Source organism: Paracoccus sp. pheM1 (assembly GCF_018499825.1).
Classification (GTDB): Bacteria; Pseudomonadota; Alphaproteobacteria; order Rhodobacterales; family Rhodobacteraceae; genus Paracoccus; species Paracoccus versutus.
In genome coordinates, this window is the sequence record NZ_JAGXCX010000001.1 from 576115 (window position 1) to 593569 (window position 17455).

The window sequence follows — 17455 nt, forward strand, 5'->3', positions numbered from 1 at the left end:
TGTTCTGCGGGCTAGGTTATTTCTTCCGCATCCTGTCTCCTTTCCGGCTTCAGACTATGCTTCGATCTGACTGAGCCGGGCCGTCGCATGTCGCGGACGGTATTACTCTAAGGAGACATCACGATGGCCAATGGCACCGTGAAATGGTTCAACGCCACCAAAGGCTTCGGCTTCATCGCCCCCGCAGAGGGCGGCAAGGACGTGTTCGTCCACATTTCGGCCCTCGAGCGGGCGAACATCCGTCAACTCGATGACGGCCAGGCCGTGACCTTCGAAATCGAAACCGGCCGCGACGGCCGTCAATCGGCGCGCGACCTGGCGCTGGCCTGATCCGGCCCCCGATTTCAAGACAGATGGTCCGACCGATCCTGGTCGGACCAACCTTATCGGAGGCTCGCATGGCACCCAAGGACCGACTGAAGGGACTTTTCCGCGAGCCGACGCCGCTGACGGCGATGGATCGGACCACCTCCGAGGCCAGGCAGATCATCAGCGAGCAGACCCAGCGCCGCCAGGAGCTGACCGCAAGCCTGCGCGCGGCGCGGCTGGCCAGGGAAGCCGCCGACGGCGGGACAGCGGGCAAGAAGCGCAAGAAATAGACGCCTCGCGCGTCACGGGTCTTGCGCAGTCCCTCCTGACCGCTCCCATATTATCCCCTTATCGCGGCTGGTCCCATCGGGCCTTTCCCGGCGCAACCGGGCGAGGGTCGGGTGGGGGCGGCCCAATAATCTCAAGAAAAAAAGGCAAGACAAACATGGCAAGAACATCGAACAGGCGCGTCAATCGCCGCAAGATCACGCAAAGACAGCAGGACCGCCGCCGGCTGGCGATCATGTTCCTGAACAAGCAGATCGAAGCCTCGGCCGCTGCCGGGCGCGAGGGCAAGGCGGCCTCCGCCTCCTGAATCGTCAGGCGGCCGGTCAGCGTTCCAGGACCAGCCGGTTCCCCTCGATGCTGACACGGGCAAACCGCGACAGGTAGGACATGCCCATCAGCGATTGCTCGAGTTCGGCGCGCAGCACCACCGCAGGAACGCGGGTGTCGCGGATCTCGCCGATGGCGACCGAATCGAGCAGCACGGTTGCGGTCTGGACGATGCCGTTCGCGGTGCGGGCCTGGCCGGCATAGGCCAGCGTCTCGGGGTCGATGCCGACGCGGGCGGCGTCCCTGGGCCCCAGCGCGATGCTGGTGGCGCCGGTGTCGATGACGAAGCGCACCGGGGTGCCGTTCACCTGCGCGGTCAGGTGGTAATGGCCGTCATTGCCGACCGGCACCTCGATCCGGCCGCCTTCCAGCATCCGTGCCTGCGGCGAGATGGTGCCGCGGATGTCGTCCCAAAGCCCGGCCAGCGCCACCGCGCCCAGGAAGATCAGCCCCCAGGCCGCCGCCTGCCGCAGCGTCTGGCCCGGCCGGACACGCAGCTCGACCAGCAGGAAGCCGCCGACGGCGACCAGCAGCAGCACCAGATAGGCGATCCGGCCGAATTCCTCGCCCATCATACCAGCCCCGAACCCTTGAGCCCGTCGATCACGAACTGGATCGACAGCGCTGCCAGCAGCATGCCGAAAAGCCGCGTGACCACCATGGTCCCGGTGCGGCCCAGCACATGCGCGATGGGCCCGGCCACGGCGAAAAGCGCGGCGGCGATGCCCAGGACCGCCAGCATGACCAGGTGGATCATCAGCGTATGGGCGGGGCCGGGGTTCTGCCCGACCAGCAGGATCATCGAGGCCAGCGCCCCCGGACCGGCCAGCAGCGGCGTCGCGAGCGGAAAGACCGAAGGATCGTCGTCATCGTCCCTGGCCTGGCCCTCGCGCCGCTCGGTGCGGCGTTCGAACAGCATGTCCAGCGCGGTCAGGAACAAGAGCAGCCCGCCGGCGATGCGGAAGGCGGACAGCGAGATGCCGATGCCGGTCAGGATCGCCTCGCCCGCAAGGCCGAAAAGCGTCATCAGCGCCGCGGCGATGGCCAGGGCCCGCCAGCCGATCCGCCGCCGCCGCTGCGGCGTCATGTCGCGGGTCAGGGCGATGAACAGCGGCGCAAGCCCCACCGGGTCGATCACGACGAACAGCGTGACAAAGGCGCTGATGATCTGGGTGCTTTCCATGGCGGGCGGTATGGCGTGGAACCTGGGCAGGGGCGAAGCGCGGCGGCGGGGCAAACGGCGCGATCACGCGTTTGGGGCTTTCGAAGAGGGCGATCCCGACCTATATCGGGACAGATGGATGCACCGCAAGGCCCAGGGGCCTGCCACGGAGGAAAACAGATGCACGCACCTTCACCCATGGCGCTATTGCTGATCGCAATCGTCGTTCTGGTTCTTTTCGGGCGCGGCAAGGTCTCGTCCCTGATGGGCGAGGTCGGCAAGGGGATCACCGCCTTCAAGAAAGGCGTCAAGGAAGGCGCCGAGGATATCGACGCCGCCGCCCACAGCGAGCCCAAGGAACTGGAGCAGCTGAAGACCGCCGACGACATCGAGCGCGCCCGCGCCGACCTGGCCGCCGAACGCGCCAAGCTTGACGCCGAGCGCGCCCGCACCGGCGCCGACAGCGCGCTGCGCGACGTGACGCCGACCGACACGACCAAGCTCTGATCCCCCGGCCCGACGGTCATGTTGGATATCGGCTGGAGCGAGTTGCTGCTGATCGGCGTGGTGGCGCTGATCGTCATCGGACCCAAGGATCTGCCCAAGCTGTTTCACACGCTGGGCCGGATCACCGCGCGCGCGCGCTCGATGGCGCGCGAGTTCAGCAGCGCGATGGAGGATGCGGCCAAGAGCTCGGGCCTTGACGACGCGGCCAAGACGCTCAAGGACGTGAACGCGCTGAGCTCGAAACGCGCGCTGGGACTTGACGCGCTGGAACGCGCGACCGAGCGGTTCGAGAAATGGGATCCGCTGAACCCCAAGGACGAGGCCGGCCGCAAGGCGCCCGTCCCCGATCCCTCGGCCCCGCTGCCGCCGCAGCCCGCGGCGAACGGCAGCGACGCGCCTGCCGCCCCGCCCGCCGACCTGCCGCCCGCGCCGGGCGTCGCCGCCCCGCCGGTAGCCGCCGAGGATGCGCTGGACACGGCCGAGGGGCGCCGCCGCCTGCACGCCGTGCGCCGGTCCGACCGCGCTTGACAAGACTGACATGAAGAGGCCGCTCCCGTGGCGATGAAATCTGCCAAGCCGGACGATATCGACGACACATCCGCCCCCCTGATCGAGCATCTGGCCGAGCTGCGCACGCGGCTGATCTGGTCGGTTCTCGCCTTCGTCGTGGCGATGGTGCTGTGCTATTTCGTCTGGAACCCGATCTTCGACTTCCTGACCCAGCCGATCTGTCACGCGTTGGAAAAGCGCGACCAGGCCTGCGGTCTGATCCTGCTGAAACTGCAGGAGGGCTTCTTCGTCGCCATGCGCATCGCCTTCTTCGGCGGTTTCGTGCTGGCCTTTCCGGTGGTCGGCTACCAGCTGTGGCGTTTCGTTGCGCCGGGGCTTTACCGCAGCGAAAAGAACGCGCTGCTGCCCTTCCTGGTCGCCTCGCCGGTGATGTTCCTGATCGGCGCGGCCTTCGCCTATTACATCATCCTGCCCTGGGCCTTCGACTTCTTCCTGGGCTTCCAGCAAGGTCCGGCGGCGCAGCCCGCCGATCCGGCGGTCGCCGCCGCGGCTGGGGCGGCTGGGGCGGCTGGGGCGGGGGGTGCGGCGGGTGCCGAGCAGCCCTGGGCCGGCATCGTCTTCCAGGGCTCGGTCGAGGAATACCTGGCGCTGACCACCAAGTTCATCCTGGCCTTCGGCCTGTCCTTCCAGTTGCCGGTGGCGCTGACGTTGATGGGCAAGGCGGGGCTGGTGTCCTCGGAAGGGCTGGCCAGCGTGCGCCGCTATGCCATCGTGGTGATCCTGATCCTTGCCGCCATGGTCACGCCGCCCGATGTCATCAGCCAGATCGTGCTGTTCTCGGTGATCTACGGGCTTTACGAGGTGTCGATCTTCCTGGTGCGGCGGATGGAGAAGAAACGCGAGCTGGAAGAACAGGAAGCCGATGTCTGACGAAGCCCTGCTGCGCATCGCCGCGGCGCTGGAACGCATGTCGCCGCCGCCCGCGCCCGAACCGAGTTTCACCGAGGCCACCGCCTATGTCTGGCAGCCCGACCCCGACCGGCTGGAGCCGGTGGCCGAGGTCAACCGCGTCGATCTGGTGCAGCTGATCGGCATCGACCGGGCGCGCGACACGCTGCTGGCGAACACGCTGCAATTCGCCCGCGGCCATGCGGCGAACAATGCGCTGCTTTGGGGTTCGCGCGGCATGGGCAAGAGCTCGCTGGTCAAGGCCGTGCATGCCGAGGCGGTGCGCCAGGGCCTGCCGCTGGTGCTGGTCGAGATCGCGCGCGAGGATCTGGGCTCGGTCGGGCGGCTGCTGGCGATCCTGGGCCGGGCGAGCGAGCGCCGCTTCGTGCTGTTTTCCGACGACCTGTCCTTCAGCCATGACGACACGCAATACAAGTCGCTCAAGGCGGTGCTGGACGGCGGCATCTCGGGGCGGCCGGCGAACGTGATCCTTTACGCCACCTCGAACCGGCGCCACCTGATGCCGCGCGACATGATCGACAACGAGCGCTCGACCGCCATCCATCCCGGCGAGGCGGTCGAGGAAAAGGTCTCGCTGTCGGATCGCTTCGGGCTGTGGCTGGGCTTCCATCCCTGCTCGCAGGACGAATACCTGGCCATGGTGCGCGGCTATTGCGACGCCTACGGCTTGCAGATCCCCGAGGAGCAGTTGCGCGCCGAGGCGATCGAGTGGCAGGCGACGCGCGGCTCTCGCTCGGGTCGGGTGGCCTGGCAGTTCTTTACCGATCTCGCGGGGCGCAACGGCATCGCGATCTGATTCGACGGTGTTTCCGCGCAGGCGGCGGTGGCGCTTGCCGCGCGCGCCGTGGCGCGTGATTTTTGGGTATTTGGGCAACGAAGAAGATCGGCCGCGGGCGGGCATGGCGCAGGGGCCGGGGGCGGGCCAAAAACTTTCAGAAACCTGCTTTCGGCCCCTTGACGCCCCCCGCCGCCCGCCGTAAATCGCACGCACTCCGTGGCGGAGTAGCTCAGCTGGTTAGAGCAGAGGAATCATAATCCTTGTGTCGGGGGTTCAAATCCCTCCTCCGCTACCATTTCTCCCCCTTTGCAGATGAACCACCCCTTGGGGTCCGTTGCCCTTGTGCGCGGGCAAGGGATGGGGGCACCGGAACGGCGGGAAGCCCTTTGGGGAACCCGCCGCTGCCGCGACCGGCGTAAAAAGCCGCAGGCCGTCCGGCCGGCTTTTTCTTGACACCGGCAGGGCCGCGCACCTTACTATCCGTCAGCCTTTAACGCAGGGCGCAAGAACATGCCGGAAAGCATCCAGAAGGAGGACTGGGAGCGATTCCGAGCGCTGGGGAGCGTACCCCCCAGCATACGGGAGGTCGTGCTCAGATCCTGGGTCAGGTCCAGGGGACGCAAGGAGATCGAGACGCTCAAGCGCGCGCCCAGCGTCGCGCAGGACGAGTTGCGCGCGATCCGCAGCCGGAACCAGCGCCTGCGCTCGGCCGCGCAGACGGCGATCCGCCGCGCCGGCTACATGCTGAACGACGCGGGGATGATGCTGCTGCTTTGCGACCGCAGCGGCGTGGTGATGGAGGCCGAGGGCGATGCCCGCATCCTGTCGCGCGGGCAGGAAAACCACCTTCACCCCGGCGGCCATTGGAACGAGGACACCATCGGCACCAACGCGATCGGCACGGCGCTGCACCTGGTCAAGCCCGTCACCATCTCGGGCGTCGAGCATTTCTGCGAGGCGATCCAGCGCTGGTCCTGTGCCGCCGCGCCGATCAAGGATCCGTTCAGCGGCGAGTTGCTGGGCGCCATCGACATCTCGGGGCCTTCCGAACAGTCCTTCGGCCAGGTTGCGGCCTTTTCGGTCACGCTGGCCATGCAGATCGAGGAGGCGATGCGCAACGCCGGCCTGCAGGAGCATCGCCGCCTGGTCGAGCGGCTGCTGGCCGAGCGCCGCGACCGCAGCGGCGATGCGATCATGGTGCTGGACCGCTTCGGCCAGCCGGTCTGGTCCAGTGCCGGTTTCGATGCCGCGGCGGGCCGGGCTTGGGACGGCGAGGGCAGGGCGCTGCACCTGCCGGCCGACGCGCGCGATGGCGATCCGGGCCATCTGGCCGCCCGGCTGCGGCAGGTTCTGCCCCATGCCGACGTGGACGTGCTGGCGGATCGCGGCGACATGCTGGGCGTCATGCTTACCCTGCCGCGGCCCGGTTTGCGCAGCCGCGGCCCGGCCGATCCGGCGGTGGACCTGGCGCAGATCGCCCAGAGCGGCGCCTGCCTGGGCCCGATCTGCGCCGCCGCCGCGAAATATGTCGAGGGCAACGTGCCCTTGCTGATCGAGGGGCCGGTGGGGGCGGGAAAGGAAACCCTTGCCCGCGCGCTGCACGGGGCGGGGCCGCAGGCGGGCCAGCGCTTCGAATTCGTCGATTGCAGCCTGCTGGACCCCGATGCGCTGCGCGACGACCTGGTCGATGCGGGCGCGTTGACGCGGTTGGCGGAAAGCGGCGGGACGCTGTGCCTGGACGAGCCGGCCCAGGCGCCGCCGCCGGTGCAGGCGCTGCTGGCGCAAGTCCTGGCCCATCTGCGCCGCGCGGCAACCGCGCCCTTGCAGATCCTGTCGCTGTCCTCGGCCGGTCTGGCCGAGCGGATGGCGCAGGGCGAGCTGCGCAGCGACCTGTATTTCCGGCTGGCCGCCGCCACCCTGCGCCTGCCCGCCCTGGCCGAGCGGCGCGACGACCTGCCCGCCCTGATCCGCCGCTTTGCCGCGGCCTATCCGCAGCAGCGCCATGGCCGGGCCCTGCGCTTTACCCCGGCGGCGATGCTGCATCTTCAGGCGCATGACTGGCCGGGCAACCTGCGCGAATTGCGCAACCTCATGGAATCGCTGGGCGCGACCTCGCTGAGCGGGCTCGTCGACGTAGCCGATCTGCCGCGGCACCTGACCCGGCCCGCCGGGCCGCGGGCCGAAAGCACCCTGCGCGACCGCGAACGAGCCGAGATCGCCGCCGCCGTGGCCGAGGCGGGCGGCAACATGACCGAGGTCGCCCGGCGGCTGGGGATCGCGCGCTCGACGCTGTATCTGAAGCTGGACCAATACGGCATCCCGCGCCCGCGCCGCGACTGACGCGCCGGCAGCTGTCCGCCCGTTGTCCGCCCGCTGTCCGACACATCGTCCGAAAACCGGACAACACGGGTCGGTCCCCCGGTTCCATCCTGTCATTACGCCACGGGGAGGTGGCGCAATGGGAGGAGAAAACCGTGCCATTGGACAAATCCAACAATCGCAAGGTGCAGGTGCTGGGCATCGATGCCGGCGGCACCATGACCGACACGTTCTTTGTCGACAGCGAGGGCGAATTCGTCGTCGGCAAGGCGCAATCGACGCCGCAGAACGAGGCGCTCGGCCTGATCGCCAGTTCCAAGGAAGGGCTTGAGCATTGGGGCCTGACGCTGGAGGAGGCGCTGTCCGGCATCCAGACCGGCGTCTATTCCGGCACCGCCATGCTGAACCGCGTGGTGCAGCGCAAGGGGCTGCGCTGCGGGCTGATCGTCAATGCGGGGATGGAGGACTTCCACCGCATGGGCCGCGCGATCCAGGCCTATCTGGGCTTTGCCTACGAGGACCGCATCCACCTGAACACGCATTACTACGACGAGCCGCTGGTGCCGCGCCACCTGACCCGCGGCGTGATGGAGCGCGTGGACATGTCCGGGACCGTGGTCATCCCGCTGCGCGAGGATACCGCGCGGCAGGCGGCGCGCGACCTGATCGCGCAGGATGTCGAGGGCATCGTGATCTCGCTTCTGCACAGTTATCGCAACCCCGGCCATGAACGCCGGGTGCGCGACATCGTGCAGGAAGAGGTGGCGGCCTCGGGCAAGTCGATCCCGGTCTTTGCCTCGACCGACTATTACCCGGTGCGCAAGGAAACCCACCGCACCAATACCACGATCCTGGAAGCCTATGCCGCCGAGCCGTCGCGGCAGACGCTGAACAAGATCTCGTCGGCCTTCAAGGAGAACGGCTCGAAATTCGACTTCCGGGTGATGGCGACCCATGGCGGCACCATCAGCTGGAAGGCCAAGGAACTGGCGCGCACCATCGTCTCGGGCCCCATCGGCGGGGTGATCGGGGCGAAATACCTGGGCGAGGTGCTGGGCTATTCCAACATCGCCTGTTCCGACATCGGCGGCACATCGTTTGACGTGGCGCTGATCACCCAGAACGAGCTGACCATCCGCAACGACCCCGACATGGCGCGGCTGGTCCTGTCGCTGCCGCTTGTCGCCATGGATTCGGTCGGCGCCGGGGCGGGCAGCTTCATCCGGCTCGACCCCTATACCAAGGCGATCAAGCTGGGGCCGGACAGCGCTGGCTATCGCGTCGGCGTCTGCTGGGCCGAATCGGGGATCGAGACCGTCACCATCTCGGACTGCCACGTCATCCTGGGCTATCTGAACCCCGACAACTTCCTGGGCGGCCAGGTCAAGCTGGACCGCGAGCGCGCCTGGAACGCGATGAAGGAACAGATCGCCGATCCGCTGGGCCTGTCGGTCGAGGATGCGGCGGCCGGCGTGATCGAGCTTCTGGACAGCGACCTGCGCGACTACCTGCGCTCGATGATCTCGGGCAAGGGCTCGACGCCGGGCAACTTCGTCTGCTTCAGCTATGGCGGCGCCGGGCCGGTCCATACCTACGGCTATACCGAGGGGCTGGGCTTCGAGGACGTGATCGTGCCGGCCTGGGCTGCGGGCTTTTCCGCCTTCGGCTGCGCGGCGGCGGATTTCGAATACCGCTATGACAAGTCGCTGGACATCAACATCGCCACCGACGCCAGCGCCGACCTGAAGGCCAACCAGGCCAAGACCCTGCAAGCCGCCTGGGAGGAACTGCGCGAGCGCGTGCTGGAAGAGTTCGAGATCAACGGCTACAGCCCCGATCGGGTCAAGCTGCAACCGGGCTTCCGCATGCAGTATCGCGGCCAGCTGAACGACCTGGAGATCGAAAGCCCGATCACCGAGGCGCATTCCGCCGAGGATTGGGACAAGCTGGTCGAGGCGTTCAACGACACCTATGGCCGGGTCTATGCCGCCTCGGCGCGCTCGCCCGAACTGGGCTATTCCGTGACCGGCGCGATCATGCGCGGCACGGTGCCGATCCCCAAGCCCAAGATCCCCAAGGAGGAGTTGCAGGGCGAAACCCCGCCCGAGGATGCCAAGCTGGGCACCCGCAAGTTCTATCGCCACAAGACATGGGTCGATGCGCAGCTCTACCAGATGGAAAAGCTGCAGCCGGGCAACCGCATCACCGGCCCCGCGATCATCGAATCCGATGCCACGACCTTCGTCGTGCCGGGCGGTTTCGAGACGTTCCTGGACGGGCATCGCCTGTTCCACCTCAAGGAAGTCTAAGGGAGGAATGACACCATGAACATGCAAACGAAGGTCGACACCGGCGGCATCGTCCGCGGCGGCGAGACCCTGAAGCAGCACCGCGACCGGCTGATGGAGGCCACCAAGCGGACCAAACATTACGCCGGCCTCGAGCGGCTGGACCTGCGCGACAGCGATCCGATCAAGTATAACAAGCTGTTTTCCCGGCTGCGCGCCGGGGTGGTCGATGCGCGCGAGACCGCCAAGAAGATCGCCGCCTCGCCCATCGTCGAGCAGGAGGGGGAACTGTGCTTCACCCTCTACAACGCCGCCGGCGACAGCATCCTGACCTCGACCGGCATCATCATCCATGTCGGCACCATGGGCGCGGCGATCAAATACATGATCGAGAACGGCTGGGAGCATAACCCCGGCATCCGCGACAAGGACATCTTCTGCAACAACGACAGCCTGATCGGCAACGTCCATCCCTGCGACATCCACACCATCGTCCCGATCTTCCACGAGGGCGAGTTGATCGGCTGGGTCGGCGGCGTGACCCATGTGATCGACACCGGCTCGGTCGGGCCGGGGTCGATGTCCACCGGGCAGGTGCAGCGCTTTGGCGACGGCTATTCCATTACCTGCCGCAAGATCGGCGAGAACGACACGCTGTTCCGCGACTGGCTGCATGAAAGCCAGCGCATGGTGCGCACCACCCGCTACTGGATGCTGGACGAGCGTACCCGCGTCGCCGGCTGCCACATGATCCGCGACCTGGTGCAGGAGGTGATCGCCGACGAAGGCATCGAGTCCTACTGGAAATTCGCCTATGAGGCGGTGGAACACGGCCGCATCGGCCTGCAGGCCCGCATCAAGGCGATGACCATCCCCGGCAAGTATCGCCAGGTCGGCTTCGTCGACGTCCCCTATGCCCATGACGACGTGCGGGTTCCGTCCGACTTTGCCAAGGTCGACACGATCATGCACACGCCGTCCGAGATCACCATCCGCGGCGACGGCACCTGGCGGCTGGACTTCGAGGGATCGAGCCGCTGGGGCTGGCATACCTACAACGCCCATCAGGTCAGCTTCACCAGCGGCATCTGGGTGATGATGACCCAGTCGCTGATCCCGACCGAGATGATCAACGACGGCGCCGCCTACGGCACCGAGTTCCGGCTGCCGAAAGGCACCTGGATGAACCCCGACGACCGGCGCGTCGCCTTCAGCTATTCCTGGCACTTCCTGGTCAGTTCCTGGACGGCGCTGTGGCGGGGTCTCAGCCGGGCCTATTTCGGCCGCGGCTACCTGGAAGAGGTCAATGCCGGCAACGCCAATACCTCGAACTGGCTGCAGGGCGGTGGCTTCAACCAGTATGACGAGATCCATGCCGTGAACTCGTTCGAATGCGCGGCGAACGGCGTCGGCGCCAGCGCGCATATGGATGGCATCAGCCATGCCGCCGCGGTCTGGAACCCGGAAGGCGACATGGGCGACATGGAGATCTGGGAACTGGCCGAGCCGCTGGTCTATCTGGGCCGGCAGATCAAGGCCAGCTCCGGCGGCGCGGGCAAGTATCGCGGCGGCTGCGGCTTTGAATCGCTGCGCATGGTCTGGAACGCCAAGGACTGGACCATGTTCTTCATGGGCAACGGCCATATCAGCTCGGACTGGGGGCTGATGGGCGGCTATCCCGCCGCCTCTGGCTATCGCTTCGAGGCGCATGACACCCGGCTTCAGGAAATCATCGCCCAGGGCGGCGCCATCCCGCATGGCGGCGACACCGACCCCGAGAACCCGACCTGGGAGGCGATGCTGCCCGATGCGCGCATCAAGCGCGACAAGCAGGCGATCACCACCGAGGCCATGTTCAAGGACTACGACCTCTATCTGAACTACATGCGCGGCGGGCCCGGCTTCGGCGATCCGCTGGACCGCGAGCCGCAGAAGGTGGCCGACGACGTGAACGGCGGCTACCTGCTGCCCCGCTTTGCCGAAAGCGTCTATGGCGTGGTGCTGAAGGACGCGGGCGACGGCATGAAGGGCGTGGACCTGGCCGCGACCGAGGCGCGGCGCAAGGCAATCCGCAAGCAGCGGCTGGAGGAATCGGTGCCCACCCAGGAATGGATGGAGGCCGAGCGCCAGCGCATCCTGGCCAAGGACGCGGGCGTGCATGTCCAGCAGATGTTTGCCGCATCCTTCAAGCTGGGGCCGCGGTTCGAGCAGCAGTTCCGGGACTTCTGGAACCTGCCGGCGGACTGGAAGCTGATGGAGGCGGACCTGCCGATCCCTTCCTACGGGCGCGAATACTCGATGGACATCTCGGAACTGCCGGACGTCAGGACCGTGCAATTCGTCGAGGAATGACGCCCCGGCTGCGTCCGGTCCCCCTCGGGCGCAGCCAACCCCTTCAAGGCCAATCCAAGGGAGGACATGATGGCCTATACCAAAGCCAAGATCAAAGACCTGGTGGACGGCAAGATCGACCGCGACACGCTGCACACCATGCTGGCCACGCCCAAGGACAAGGAGCGTTTCCAGATCTACCTGGAGATCCTGCAGGAACAGGTGGACTGGGACGACCCGATCATCCTGCCGCTGGGGCCCAAGCTCTACATCGTCCAGCGCCAGTCGGACAAGAAATGGATGATCCGCAGCCAGGCCGGTTACGATTTCTGCGAATGGGACCAGAACTGGAAGCTGCATGCCCGCATCCGCGTGCGCAGCACCCCGGCGCAGATGGAAGAGCTGTATCCGCGGCTGATGGCGCCTTCGCCGGAATGGCAGGTGATCCGGGAGTATTTCTGCCCGCTCTCGGGCGATCTGCTGGATGTCGAGGCGCCGACGCCCTGGTATCCGGTGATCCATGATTTCGAACCGGACATCGACACCTTCTATCGCGACTGGCTGGACCTGCCCGTCCCCGAACGCGCCTGACCGCCGGTCCCGAGCCATGCCCGACGCCGCGGCTGCCCCGATGCGGGCGGCCGCGGTTTTCGCCGCGGTTTTCCATGCCGATCGCCCGCCCGCCCGTCCGTTTCCCGATCGGGACTCGCGACGAGGCGGCCTTCCGGGTTAGGATCGCCCGGCACGAGGCAGCAGGAGGGGCCTGGCCATGCGCATCGATCCGACCGCCGAGTTGGGCACGCATGAGGTGCTGAACCAGCCGCCGGGCCCCGGCGACCGCGACCTGTGGCGCGACGATCCGGCCCTGCGCGCCATGCTGGAGGCCGGCGGCGCGCAGCCCGAGGGGCTGGCCCGCTATGGCGCGTGGCTCGGCCGGGCCGAGGCGGCGGGGGCGGCGCGCGATGCCAACCGCCATCCGCCCGAACTTGTCCTGTTCGACAGCGGCGGCCGGCGGCTGGACGAGCTGCGCTTTCACCCCGCCTGGCATGGCTTCATGCGCGATTCCATCGCCGCCGGCTATCACTCGGTCGCGTGGGAGGGCGGGCCGGCCGGCCACCTGACCCATGCCGCCATGGTCTATCTGGCCAGCCAGGTCGAGCCGGGGCATTGCTGCCCGCTGACCATGACCTATGCCGCCATCCCGGTCGTCTCGGGCGCCGCGGACCTGCCCGGCGACTGGCGGGCGGCGCTGCTTTCGCGGCGCTACGACCCGGCGGTGCTGCCGCTTTCCGCCAAGCAGGGCGCGACGCTGGGCATGGCGATGACGGAAAAGCAGGGCGGTTCCGACCTGCGCGCCAACACCACGCGGGCCGAGCCGGACGGCGATGCCTGGCGGCTGACCGGGCATAAATGGTTCTGCTCGGCGCCGATGTCGGACGGGTTCCTGACGCTGGCGCAGACCGGGCGCGGGCTGACCTGCTTCCTGGTGCCGCGCTGGCTGGAGGGCGGGCGCAACGCCATCCGCATCCAGCGGCTCAAGGACAAGCTCGGCAACCGCTCGAACGGCTCGGCCGAGATCGAATATTGCCGCGCCCTGGCCTGGCGGATCGGCGACGAGGGCGAGGGCATCCGCACCATCCTTGCGATGGTGCATCACACCCGGCTCGATACCGCCATGGCGCCGGCCGGGCTGATGCGGGCGGCGCTGCGCGAGGCGCATCACTGGACCGCCCATCGCAGCACCTTCCAGCGCCGGCTGATCGACCAGCCCCTGATGCGGGCGGTGCTGGCCGACCTGGTGCTGGACTGGCAGGGCTGCCTGGCGCTTGGCCTGCATGTCGCCGCCAGCTTCGACGGCTGCGAGGCCGAGGATCGCGCCTTTGCCCGCATCGGCGTGGCGCTGGCGAAATACCTGTCGAACAAGCTGTGTCCCATGGTCGTGGCCGAGGCGATGGAGGTGCTGGGCGGCATGGGCTATGTCGAGGACACGCCCCTGCCGCTGCTGTACCGCGAGGCGCCGCTGAACGGCATCTGGGAAGGATCGGGCAATGTGATCTGCCTCGACGTGCTGCGCACGCTGGCGCGCGAACCCCTGGCGGCCGAGACGCTGGCGGTGCGGCTGGATAGCGCCCTGGGGCTGGACCCGGCCTATGACGCGGCGCTGGCCGCGCATCGCGAGCGCTGGGGCGGCGGCGTGCCCGAGGCCGAGGCGCGCTGGTTCACCGAGCGCAGCGCCCTGCTGCTGGCCGCTGCCGTGCTGCTGGTCCAGGGCGATGCCGACCTGGCCGGGGCTTTCGTGCGCACGCGCCTTGGCGCCGAGCGCGGCCGCACCCCCGGCGCCATCCCCGCCGCCATGGCCGAGCGCATCCTGGCCCAGGGCTTCCCGGTCGAGGCGGAAACGGCAGATCAGCGCGACAGGTAGAAATCGGCGGCGCTGGCCACCCGGATCTCCATCTCGGGCGATGCGCCGGCCATCACGTCCAGTTCGGCATAGGCGGCAAGGTCCAGCCCGCTTTCCTGCGCGATGGCGCGGATCGGCACCTGGCTGTCGCGGAAATCGCCAAAGACGAAGCGCCCGCCCGCCGGCCGGGGCAGGTAATCCATCTGCGAGCGGCGATAGCCGATGGTGGTGAGTTCCCCGGTCCCGGCATGGACGAAGGCCAGGATCTTCCAGAAGGCGGTGGGGATCTGGCGGTTGTAATAGACCGGATCCTGGGCCGAGAGCATGGGGCCGGTGATGACCGTCACCTTCAGGTTGGCGCGGTCGGCATTGTCCAGCACGTAATCCTCCAGCGCCAGCCAGATGCCGCCGTTGAAGCCCTGCCGCTGCGGGGCGGCATTGGTGATGTGGAATGTGTCCGCCTCGGCCAGCCGCGCGATCTCGGGCGGACCCCAGTTCGGGTCTTCGCGCCGGGTCAGGTGGCCGCGGCTGAACAGGCCCTGGTGGTCGTTGCCATAGCCTTCGCGCAGGTTCTGCGCCTGCGGGTCGATGCGCGGGTCGCGCCGCCAGACGTCGCTGCGCGGCAGGCCGCGCCGGGACCGGCTGCCGTCGATGTTGCAGGCGCTGCAAAGCGGCAGGCCGCGCGACCGCGCCATGCGGACCGAGAAATGGGTATAGCGGATCTCGGTCCCGTCCCCGCCGGGATCGCGCGCCTCGGGAAGCAGGCCCACCAGATCACCCGCCCAGCGGCCTGGGCCGGGCAGGGGCAGGGGCTGCTCGGGCAGGATGAAGCGCGGGTCATAGCCCTGCCGGTCGCCATAGCTTTCCAGCGGCAGCGGCGTTTCGACCACCCGCAGCGGGTCCGGCCCGGCGGGCGGGCCGAAGCCGCGCCGCATCAGCGCAGCTGCGCCTTGTGCGGAGGATTGAGCCGGAAGATCTTTTCCTGCGCCAATTGCCAATGCGCAAGATCGCCCAGGCATTTGCGCACGTCTTTCACGCTGCCCTTGACCCGGATGGTCCCCGGCACGACCTCTTCGGCGGGAAACGGCTTCAACTGGTCCAGCACCTCGGCGGTTTCCTCGCGGCTGGGGTCGCGGTCATCGGAATAGACGAGCACGCAGCTCGGGGTCTTCTTGCGTTCGGCCTTCATGGTCATCACCTCTGTGCCGTCATTTCTGGTCGATCAGGCCGGCGCCTTCGTAGCGGGGGCCGAAACCGATCGGAACAGCATGGCTGTTCGCCAGCTTGATAATGTCGTCAGAGCGCTGCTGGTTGCGCTCTGACGAAAGGATCTCGGGGGTGCGGGACAGCAATCGCGCCATCAGCCCGGCCACGGCGGGACAGGCCATCGAGGTGCCGTCCATCACCCCTTTCGAGGTCTTGTCGACCCAAGATATAATACCCACGCCCGGTCCGATAAAGTCCACTTCCGGCCCGATATTGCTGAATCGGGCGAAAAAGCGGTCCTGGACCGGGGCAGGGTCGCCTGCGACATTTCGTCCGGTGATCGCGCCCTCGGGCCAGGCGTCCAGCACGCCGCCGGCGGATACCGCCGCCACCACGCCCGAGCGCGCCGGATACGACACGGGCGACATGTAGTCGTTGCCCGCCGCCGCGACGCAGACCACGCCCAGGGCACGCGCGCGGCGCACCTCGCGCGAGATCGCGATCGGCTCGGAGGACTGGCCCAGGCTCAGGTTGACGATGTCGCAGCCGTCCTCGACCGCCTGGCGGATGGCGCGGGCGATGGCGAATTCGCTGGCCCCGCCCTCGCCCTTTTCGAAGACGCGATAGGAATGCAGCACCACCCCCGGCGCAACCCGTGCCACGATGCCGGCGACATGGGTGCCATGGCCGGTGCCGTTGTCGAACCATTCGTCGGCGGGCTCGGTCCCGGTGGTGTTCAGCCCGCGTTCCAGGTTCAGCCCCTTGGCGGGATCGACGCCGGTGTCCACGATGGCGACGCGGACGTCCCGCCCGTCGGTTTTCTTCGCCGGCGCCAGCATCCGGTCCAGCCCGTCCGCGAAATCCGCGGCGATGGGGACCAGCGGCAGCTCCAGCCCGGTCACGCCCTCTTCCTTGACGGGGATGTCCTCGGCCCCGCCGGGCCAGTATCCGGCCAGCGGCTGGCAGATCACCGCGTCGATGCGAGCCTGGCCCGCGGGTAGCGGCGTGCGGAACCGCCCGTCCTTGTCCGTCACCGCATCCGAGATGCCGAAGCCGCGCCGGCCGTCCAGCACCACCACCACCGAGGCCCCGGCAACCGGCTTGCCGCTGGCCGCATCGACGCAGCGCAGCTCAAGCTCCTTGGCCGAGCGGAAGGCGGCGGGCTTGGCCTCCTTGCGGATGATGTTGAGCCGGCCGTAGCGCAGCGGGTAAAGCCGCAATTCGCGCCGCACCCGCAGGCCGGGATAGGCGCGCTGCAATTCGCGCGCCTGCTCGGGCGTCATGCTGACCAGCGAGGCCTCGTTCTCGCCGATGGAATCGAGCAGCCGGATGCGGCCGACCTCGGTCTCCAGCATCCGCAGCCGCGGCCTTGTCGCCGGTGCCGAGCCCTCGCAGGCGCCCTGCGCCATGCTGTCGGCGGGCCTTGCCCCGGCCGCGCGGAACAGCCGCCGGTGCATGGCGCGGAACAGCCGGAAGCTGGTGGTCTCCATGCTGTCGTTGAAGACGTTGTCGTCGGGGACGATCACATAGCGGGCGGTCTTTCGGGACATGCGCATCGGCTCCTAGCTGCAATCACAAGGCTACACCTTTGACGCGATTTCGCCAGATGCGGTTTGCGGCCCGGCGGGCATGTGCCGGCACGCCTATCGCCTTTCCCGGCCGCGGCGGGCCGTCGTTTCGGGCCTTGGGAGAAGCCGGGGGCCGTTCAGTCGTTCCAGCGCAGGGCGGGAATGAAAAGGCAGGCCCTTTCCACGATGTGCAATGCCTGTGGCAAGTGCGAGCCGCGGGCATTGGACCGCAAGGAAGCAGCAGCACCGGCTTTGCCCTCAAGGGCTATGTCACGGCCTGGCTTGCATCTGTCGGATGAGTTTCGGTCGCGATTGTCAGCGCTTTAAGGACGCGCATCGGGAGACAGGGCCGCGCCAACCGCCGTGATGGCGAATGAGGCGGCAGTATTTTCGCAAAGAGCGGTGGATGATCCGCGCTGTCGATTGCCGGATTTCAGCGGCCGCCCCGTTTCCGCGCCAAGCGTAGCCGAGGCGGTCCCGGCGGATTTGCTC

At 67.8% G+C, this 17455-nt stretch carries 16 protein-coding genes, 1 tRNA gene and 1 pseudogene; 13 read left to right on the plus strand and 5 right to left on the minus strand.

Annotated features, from left to right (window positions below):
* Window positions 1-123 precede the first annotated feature (123 nt).
* From KF941_RS02935 to KF941_RS02945, 3 genes are all read left to right on the plus strand, one after another.
* A complete protein-coding gene (locus KF941_RS02935) occupies window positions 124-330 on the plus strand; it encodes a cold-shock protein (protein WP_036759195.1) in 207 nt (68 codons plus the stop codon).
* Window positions 331-398: 68 nt separating this feature from the next.
* Window positions 399-599 carry a hypothetical protein gene (locus tag KF941_RS02940; protein ID WP_036759192.1) on the plus strand — a complete coding sequence of 67 codons (201 nt, stop codon included), beginning with the start codon at window positions 399-401 and terminating at the stop codon, window positions 597-599.
* A 155-nt stretch (window positions 600-754) separates the two neighbouring features.
* Complete coding sequence (locus KF941_RS02945; protein ID WP_157034092.1) at window positions 755-904, plus strand: hypothetical protein; 150 nt, start codon at window positions 755-757, stop codon at window positions 902-904.
* 16 nt (window positions 905-920) lie between these two features.
* Here the strand turns inward: KF941_RS02945 and KF941_RS02950 are convergent, their stop codons facing one another.
* Both KF941_RS02950 and KF941_RS02955 read right to left on the minus strand, forming a co-directional pair.
* Window positions 921-1496: a TIGR02281 family clan AA aspartic protease gene (locus tag KF941_RS02950; protein WP_072462053.1), complete on the minus strand. Its 576-nt coding sequence runs from the start codon at window positions 1494-1496 to the stop codon at window positions 921-923.
* Entirely contained in the window at window positions 1496-2107 is a 612-nt protein-coding gene (locus KF941_RS02955; protein ID WP_036759190.1) for a MarC family protein, read from the minus strand. Before KF941_RS02955 ends, KF941_RS02950 begins: the two co-directional genes overlap by 1 nt.
* Window positions 2108-2266: 159 nt before the next feature.
* Here KF941_RS02955 and tatA point away from each other — a divergent pair.
* The 10 genes and pseudogenes from tatA to KF941_RS03005 form a co-directional block, all read left to right on the plus strand.
* A pseudogene (gene tatA / locus KF941_RS27780) lies at window positions 2267-2419 on the plus strand (twin-arginine translocase TatA/TatE family subunit); the annotation flags it as partial.
* Window positions 2420-2611: 192 nt separating this feature from the next.
* Window positions 2612-3121, plus strand: coding sequence for a Sec-independent protein translocase protein TatB (gene tatB / locus KF941_RS02965; RefSeq protein ID WP_036759186.1), 510 nt, complete (start codon window positions 2612-2614; stop codon window positions 3119-3121).
* Window positions 3122-3154: 33 nt separating this feature from the next.
* Window positions 3155-4033 (plus strand): twin-arginine translocase subunit TatC, encoded by an 879-nt coding sequence (gene tatC, locus KF941_RS02970; RefSeq protein ID WP_214273632.1) that lies wholly within the window; start codon window positions 3155-3157, stop codon window positions 4031-4033.
* On the plus strand, window positions 4026-4868 hold the full coding sequence (locus tag KF941_RS02975) for an ATP-binding protein (protein WP_036759181.1): 843 nt from the start codon (window positions 4026-4028) through the stop codon (window positions 4866-4868). Before tatC ends, KF941_RS02975 begins: the two co-directional genes overlap by 8 nt.
* A 200-nt stretch (window positions 4869-5068) precedes the next feature.
* Window positions 5069-5145, plus strand: a tRNA-Met gene (locus tag KF941_RS02980).
* A gap of 293 nt (window positions 5146-5438) precedes the next feature.
* Window positions 5439-7190 (plus strand): sigma 54-interacting transcriptional regulator, encoded by a 1752-nt coding sequence (locus KF941_RS02985; RefSeq protein ID WP_346428956.1) that lies wholly within the window; start codon window positions 5439-5441, stop codon window positions 7188-7190.
* 140 nt (window positions 7191-7330) lie between these two features.
* A complete protein-coding gene (locus tag KF941_RS02990; protein WP_114536414.1) occupies window positions 7331-9478 on the plus strand; it encodes a hydantoinase/oxoprolinase family protein in 2148 nt (715 codons plus the stop codon).
* Between the two features lie 15 nt (window positions 9479-9493).
* Entirely contained in the window at window positions 9494-11809 is a 2316-nt protein-coding gene (locus KF941_RS02995; protein WP_214272505.1) for a hydantoinase B/oxoprolinase family protein, read from the plus strand.
* 69 nt (window positions 11810-11878) lie between these two features.
* Window positions 11879-12379, plus strand: coding sequence for an acetone carboxylase subunit gamma (locus tag KF941_RS03000; RefSeq protein WP_036759216.1), 501 nt, complete (start codon window positions 11879-11881; stop codon window positions 12377-12379).
* Window positions 12380-12557: 178 nt separating this feature from the next.
* Window positions 12558-14210, plus strand: a complete 1653-nt coding sequence (locus tag KF941_RS03005) for an acyl-CoA dehydrogenase family protein (RefSeq protein WP_214272506.1) — start codon at window positions 12558-12560, stop codon at window positions 14208-14210.
* On the opposite strand, the gene KF941_RS03010 is transcribed toward KF941_RS03005, so the two are convergent.
* From KF941_RS03010 to KF941_RS03020, 3 genes are read right to left on the minus strand one after another with little or no spacing between them, the layout of a single operon-like run.
* Window positions 14195-15124 (minus strand): DNA/RNA non-specific endonuclease, encoded by a 930-nt coding sequence (locus KF941_RS03010; protein WP_214272507.1) that lies wholly within the window; start codon window positions 15122-15124, stop codon window positions 14195-14197. The two genes, KF941_RS03005 and KF941_RS03010, sit on opposite strands and share 16 nt — an antisense overlap.
* Window positions 15124-15378, minus strand: a complete 255-nt coding sequence (locus tag KF941_RS03015) for a hypothetical protein (protein WP_139293952.1) — start codon at window positions 15376-15378, stop codon at window positions 15124-15126. Before KF941_RS03015 ends, KF941_RS03010 begins: the two co-directional genes overlap by 1 nt.
* Window positions 15379-15397: 19 nt before the next feature.
* Window positions 15398-16945 carry a S8 family serine peptidase gene (locus KF941_RS03020; protein ID WP_240540199.1) on the minus strand — a complete coding sequence of 516 codons (1548 nt, stop codon included), beginning with the start codon at window positions 16943-16945 and terminating at the stop codon, window positions 15398-15400.
* Between the last annotated feature and the right edge of the window lie 510 nt (window positions 16946-17455).

Excerpts from the sequence above, each read along its gene's own strand:
- KF941_RS02935 (WP_036759195.1), top strand. The coding sequence starts at position 124 with ATGGCCAATGGCACCGTGAAATGGTTCAACGCCACCAAAGGCTTCGGC.
- KF941_RS02940 (WP_036759192.1), top strand. The coding sequence starts at position 399 with ATGGCACCCAAGGACCGACTGAAGGGACTTTTCCGCGAGCCGACGCCG.
- KF941_RS02945 (WP_157034092.1), top strand. The coding sequence starts at position 755 with ATGGCAAGAACATCGAACAGGCGCGTCAATCGCCGCAAGATCACGCAA.
- KF941_RS02950 (WP_072462053.1), bottom strand. The coding sequence starts at position 1,496 with ATGGGCGAGGAATTCGGCCGGATCGCCTATCTGGTGCTGCTGCTGGTC.
- KF941_RS02955 (WP_036759190.1), bottom strand. The coding sequence starts at position 2,107 with ATGGAAAGCACCCAGATCATCAGCGCCTTTGTCACGCTGTTCGTCGTG.
- tatB (WP_036759186.1), top strand. The coding sequence starts at position 2,612 with ATGTTGGATATCGGCTGGAGCGAGTTGCTGCTGATCGGCGTGGTGGCG.
- tatC (WP_214273632.1), top strand. The coding sequence starts at position 3,155 with ATGAAATCTGCCAAGCCGGACGATATCGACGACACATCCGCCCCCCTG.
- KF941_RS02975 (WP_036759181.1), top strand. The coding sequence starts at position 4,026 with ATGTCTGACGAAGCCCTGCTGCGCATCGCCGCGGCGCTGGAACGCATG.
- KF941_RS02995 (WP_214272505.1), top strand. The coding sequence starts at position 9,494 with ATGAACATGCAAACGAAGGTCGACACCGGCGGCATCGTCCGCGGCGGC.
- KF941_RS03000 (WP_036759216.1), top strand. The coding sequence starts at position 11,879 with ATGGCCTATACCAAAGCCAAGATCAAAGACCTGGTGGACGGCAAGATC.
- KF941_RS03005 (WP_214272506.1), top strand. The coding sequence starts at position 12,558 with ATGCGCATCGATCCGACCGCCGAGTTGGGCACGCATGAGGTGCTGAAC.
- KF941_RS03010 (WP_214272507.1), bottom strand. The coding sequence starts at position 15,124 with ATGCGGCGCGGCTTCGGCCCGCCCGCCGGGCCGGACCCGCTGCGGGTG.
- KF941_RS03015 (WP_139293952.1), bottom strand. The coding sequence starts at position 15,378 with ATGAAGGCCGAACGCAAGAAGACCCCGAGCTGCGTGCTCGTCTATTCC.
- KF941_RS03020 (WP_240540199.1), bottom strand. The coding sequence starts at position 16,945 with ATGTCCCGAAAGACCGCCCGCTATGTGATCGTCCCCGACGACAACGTC.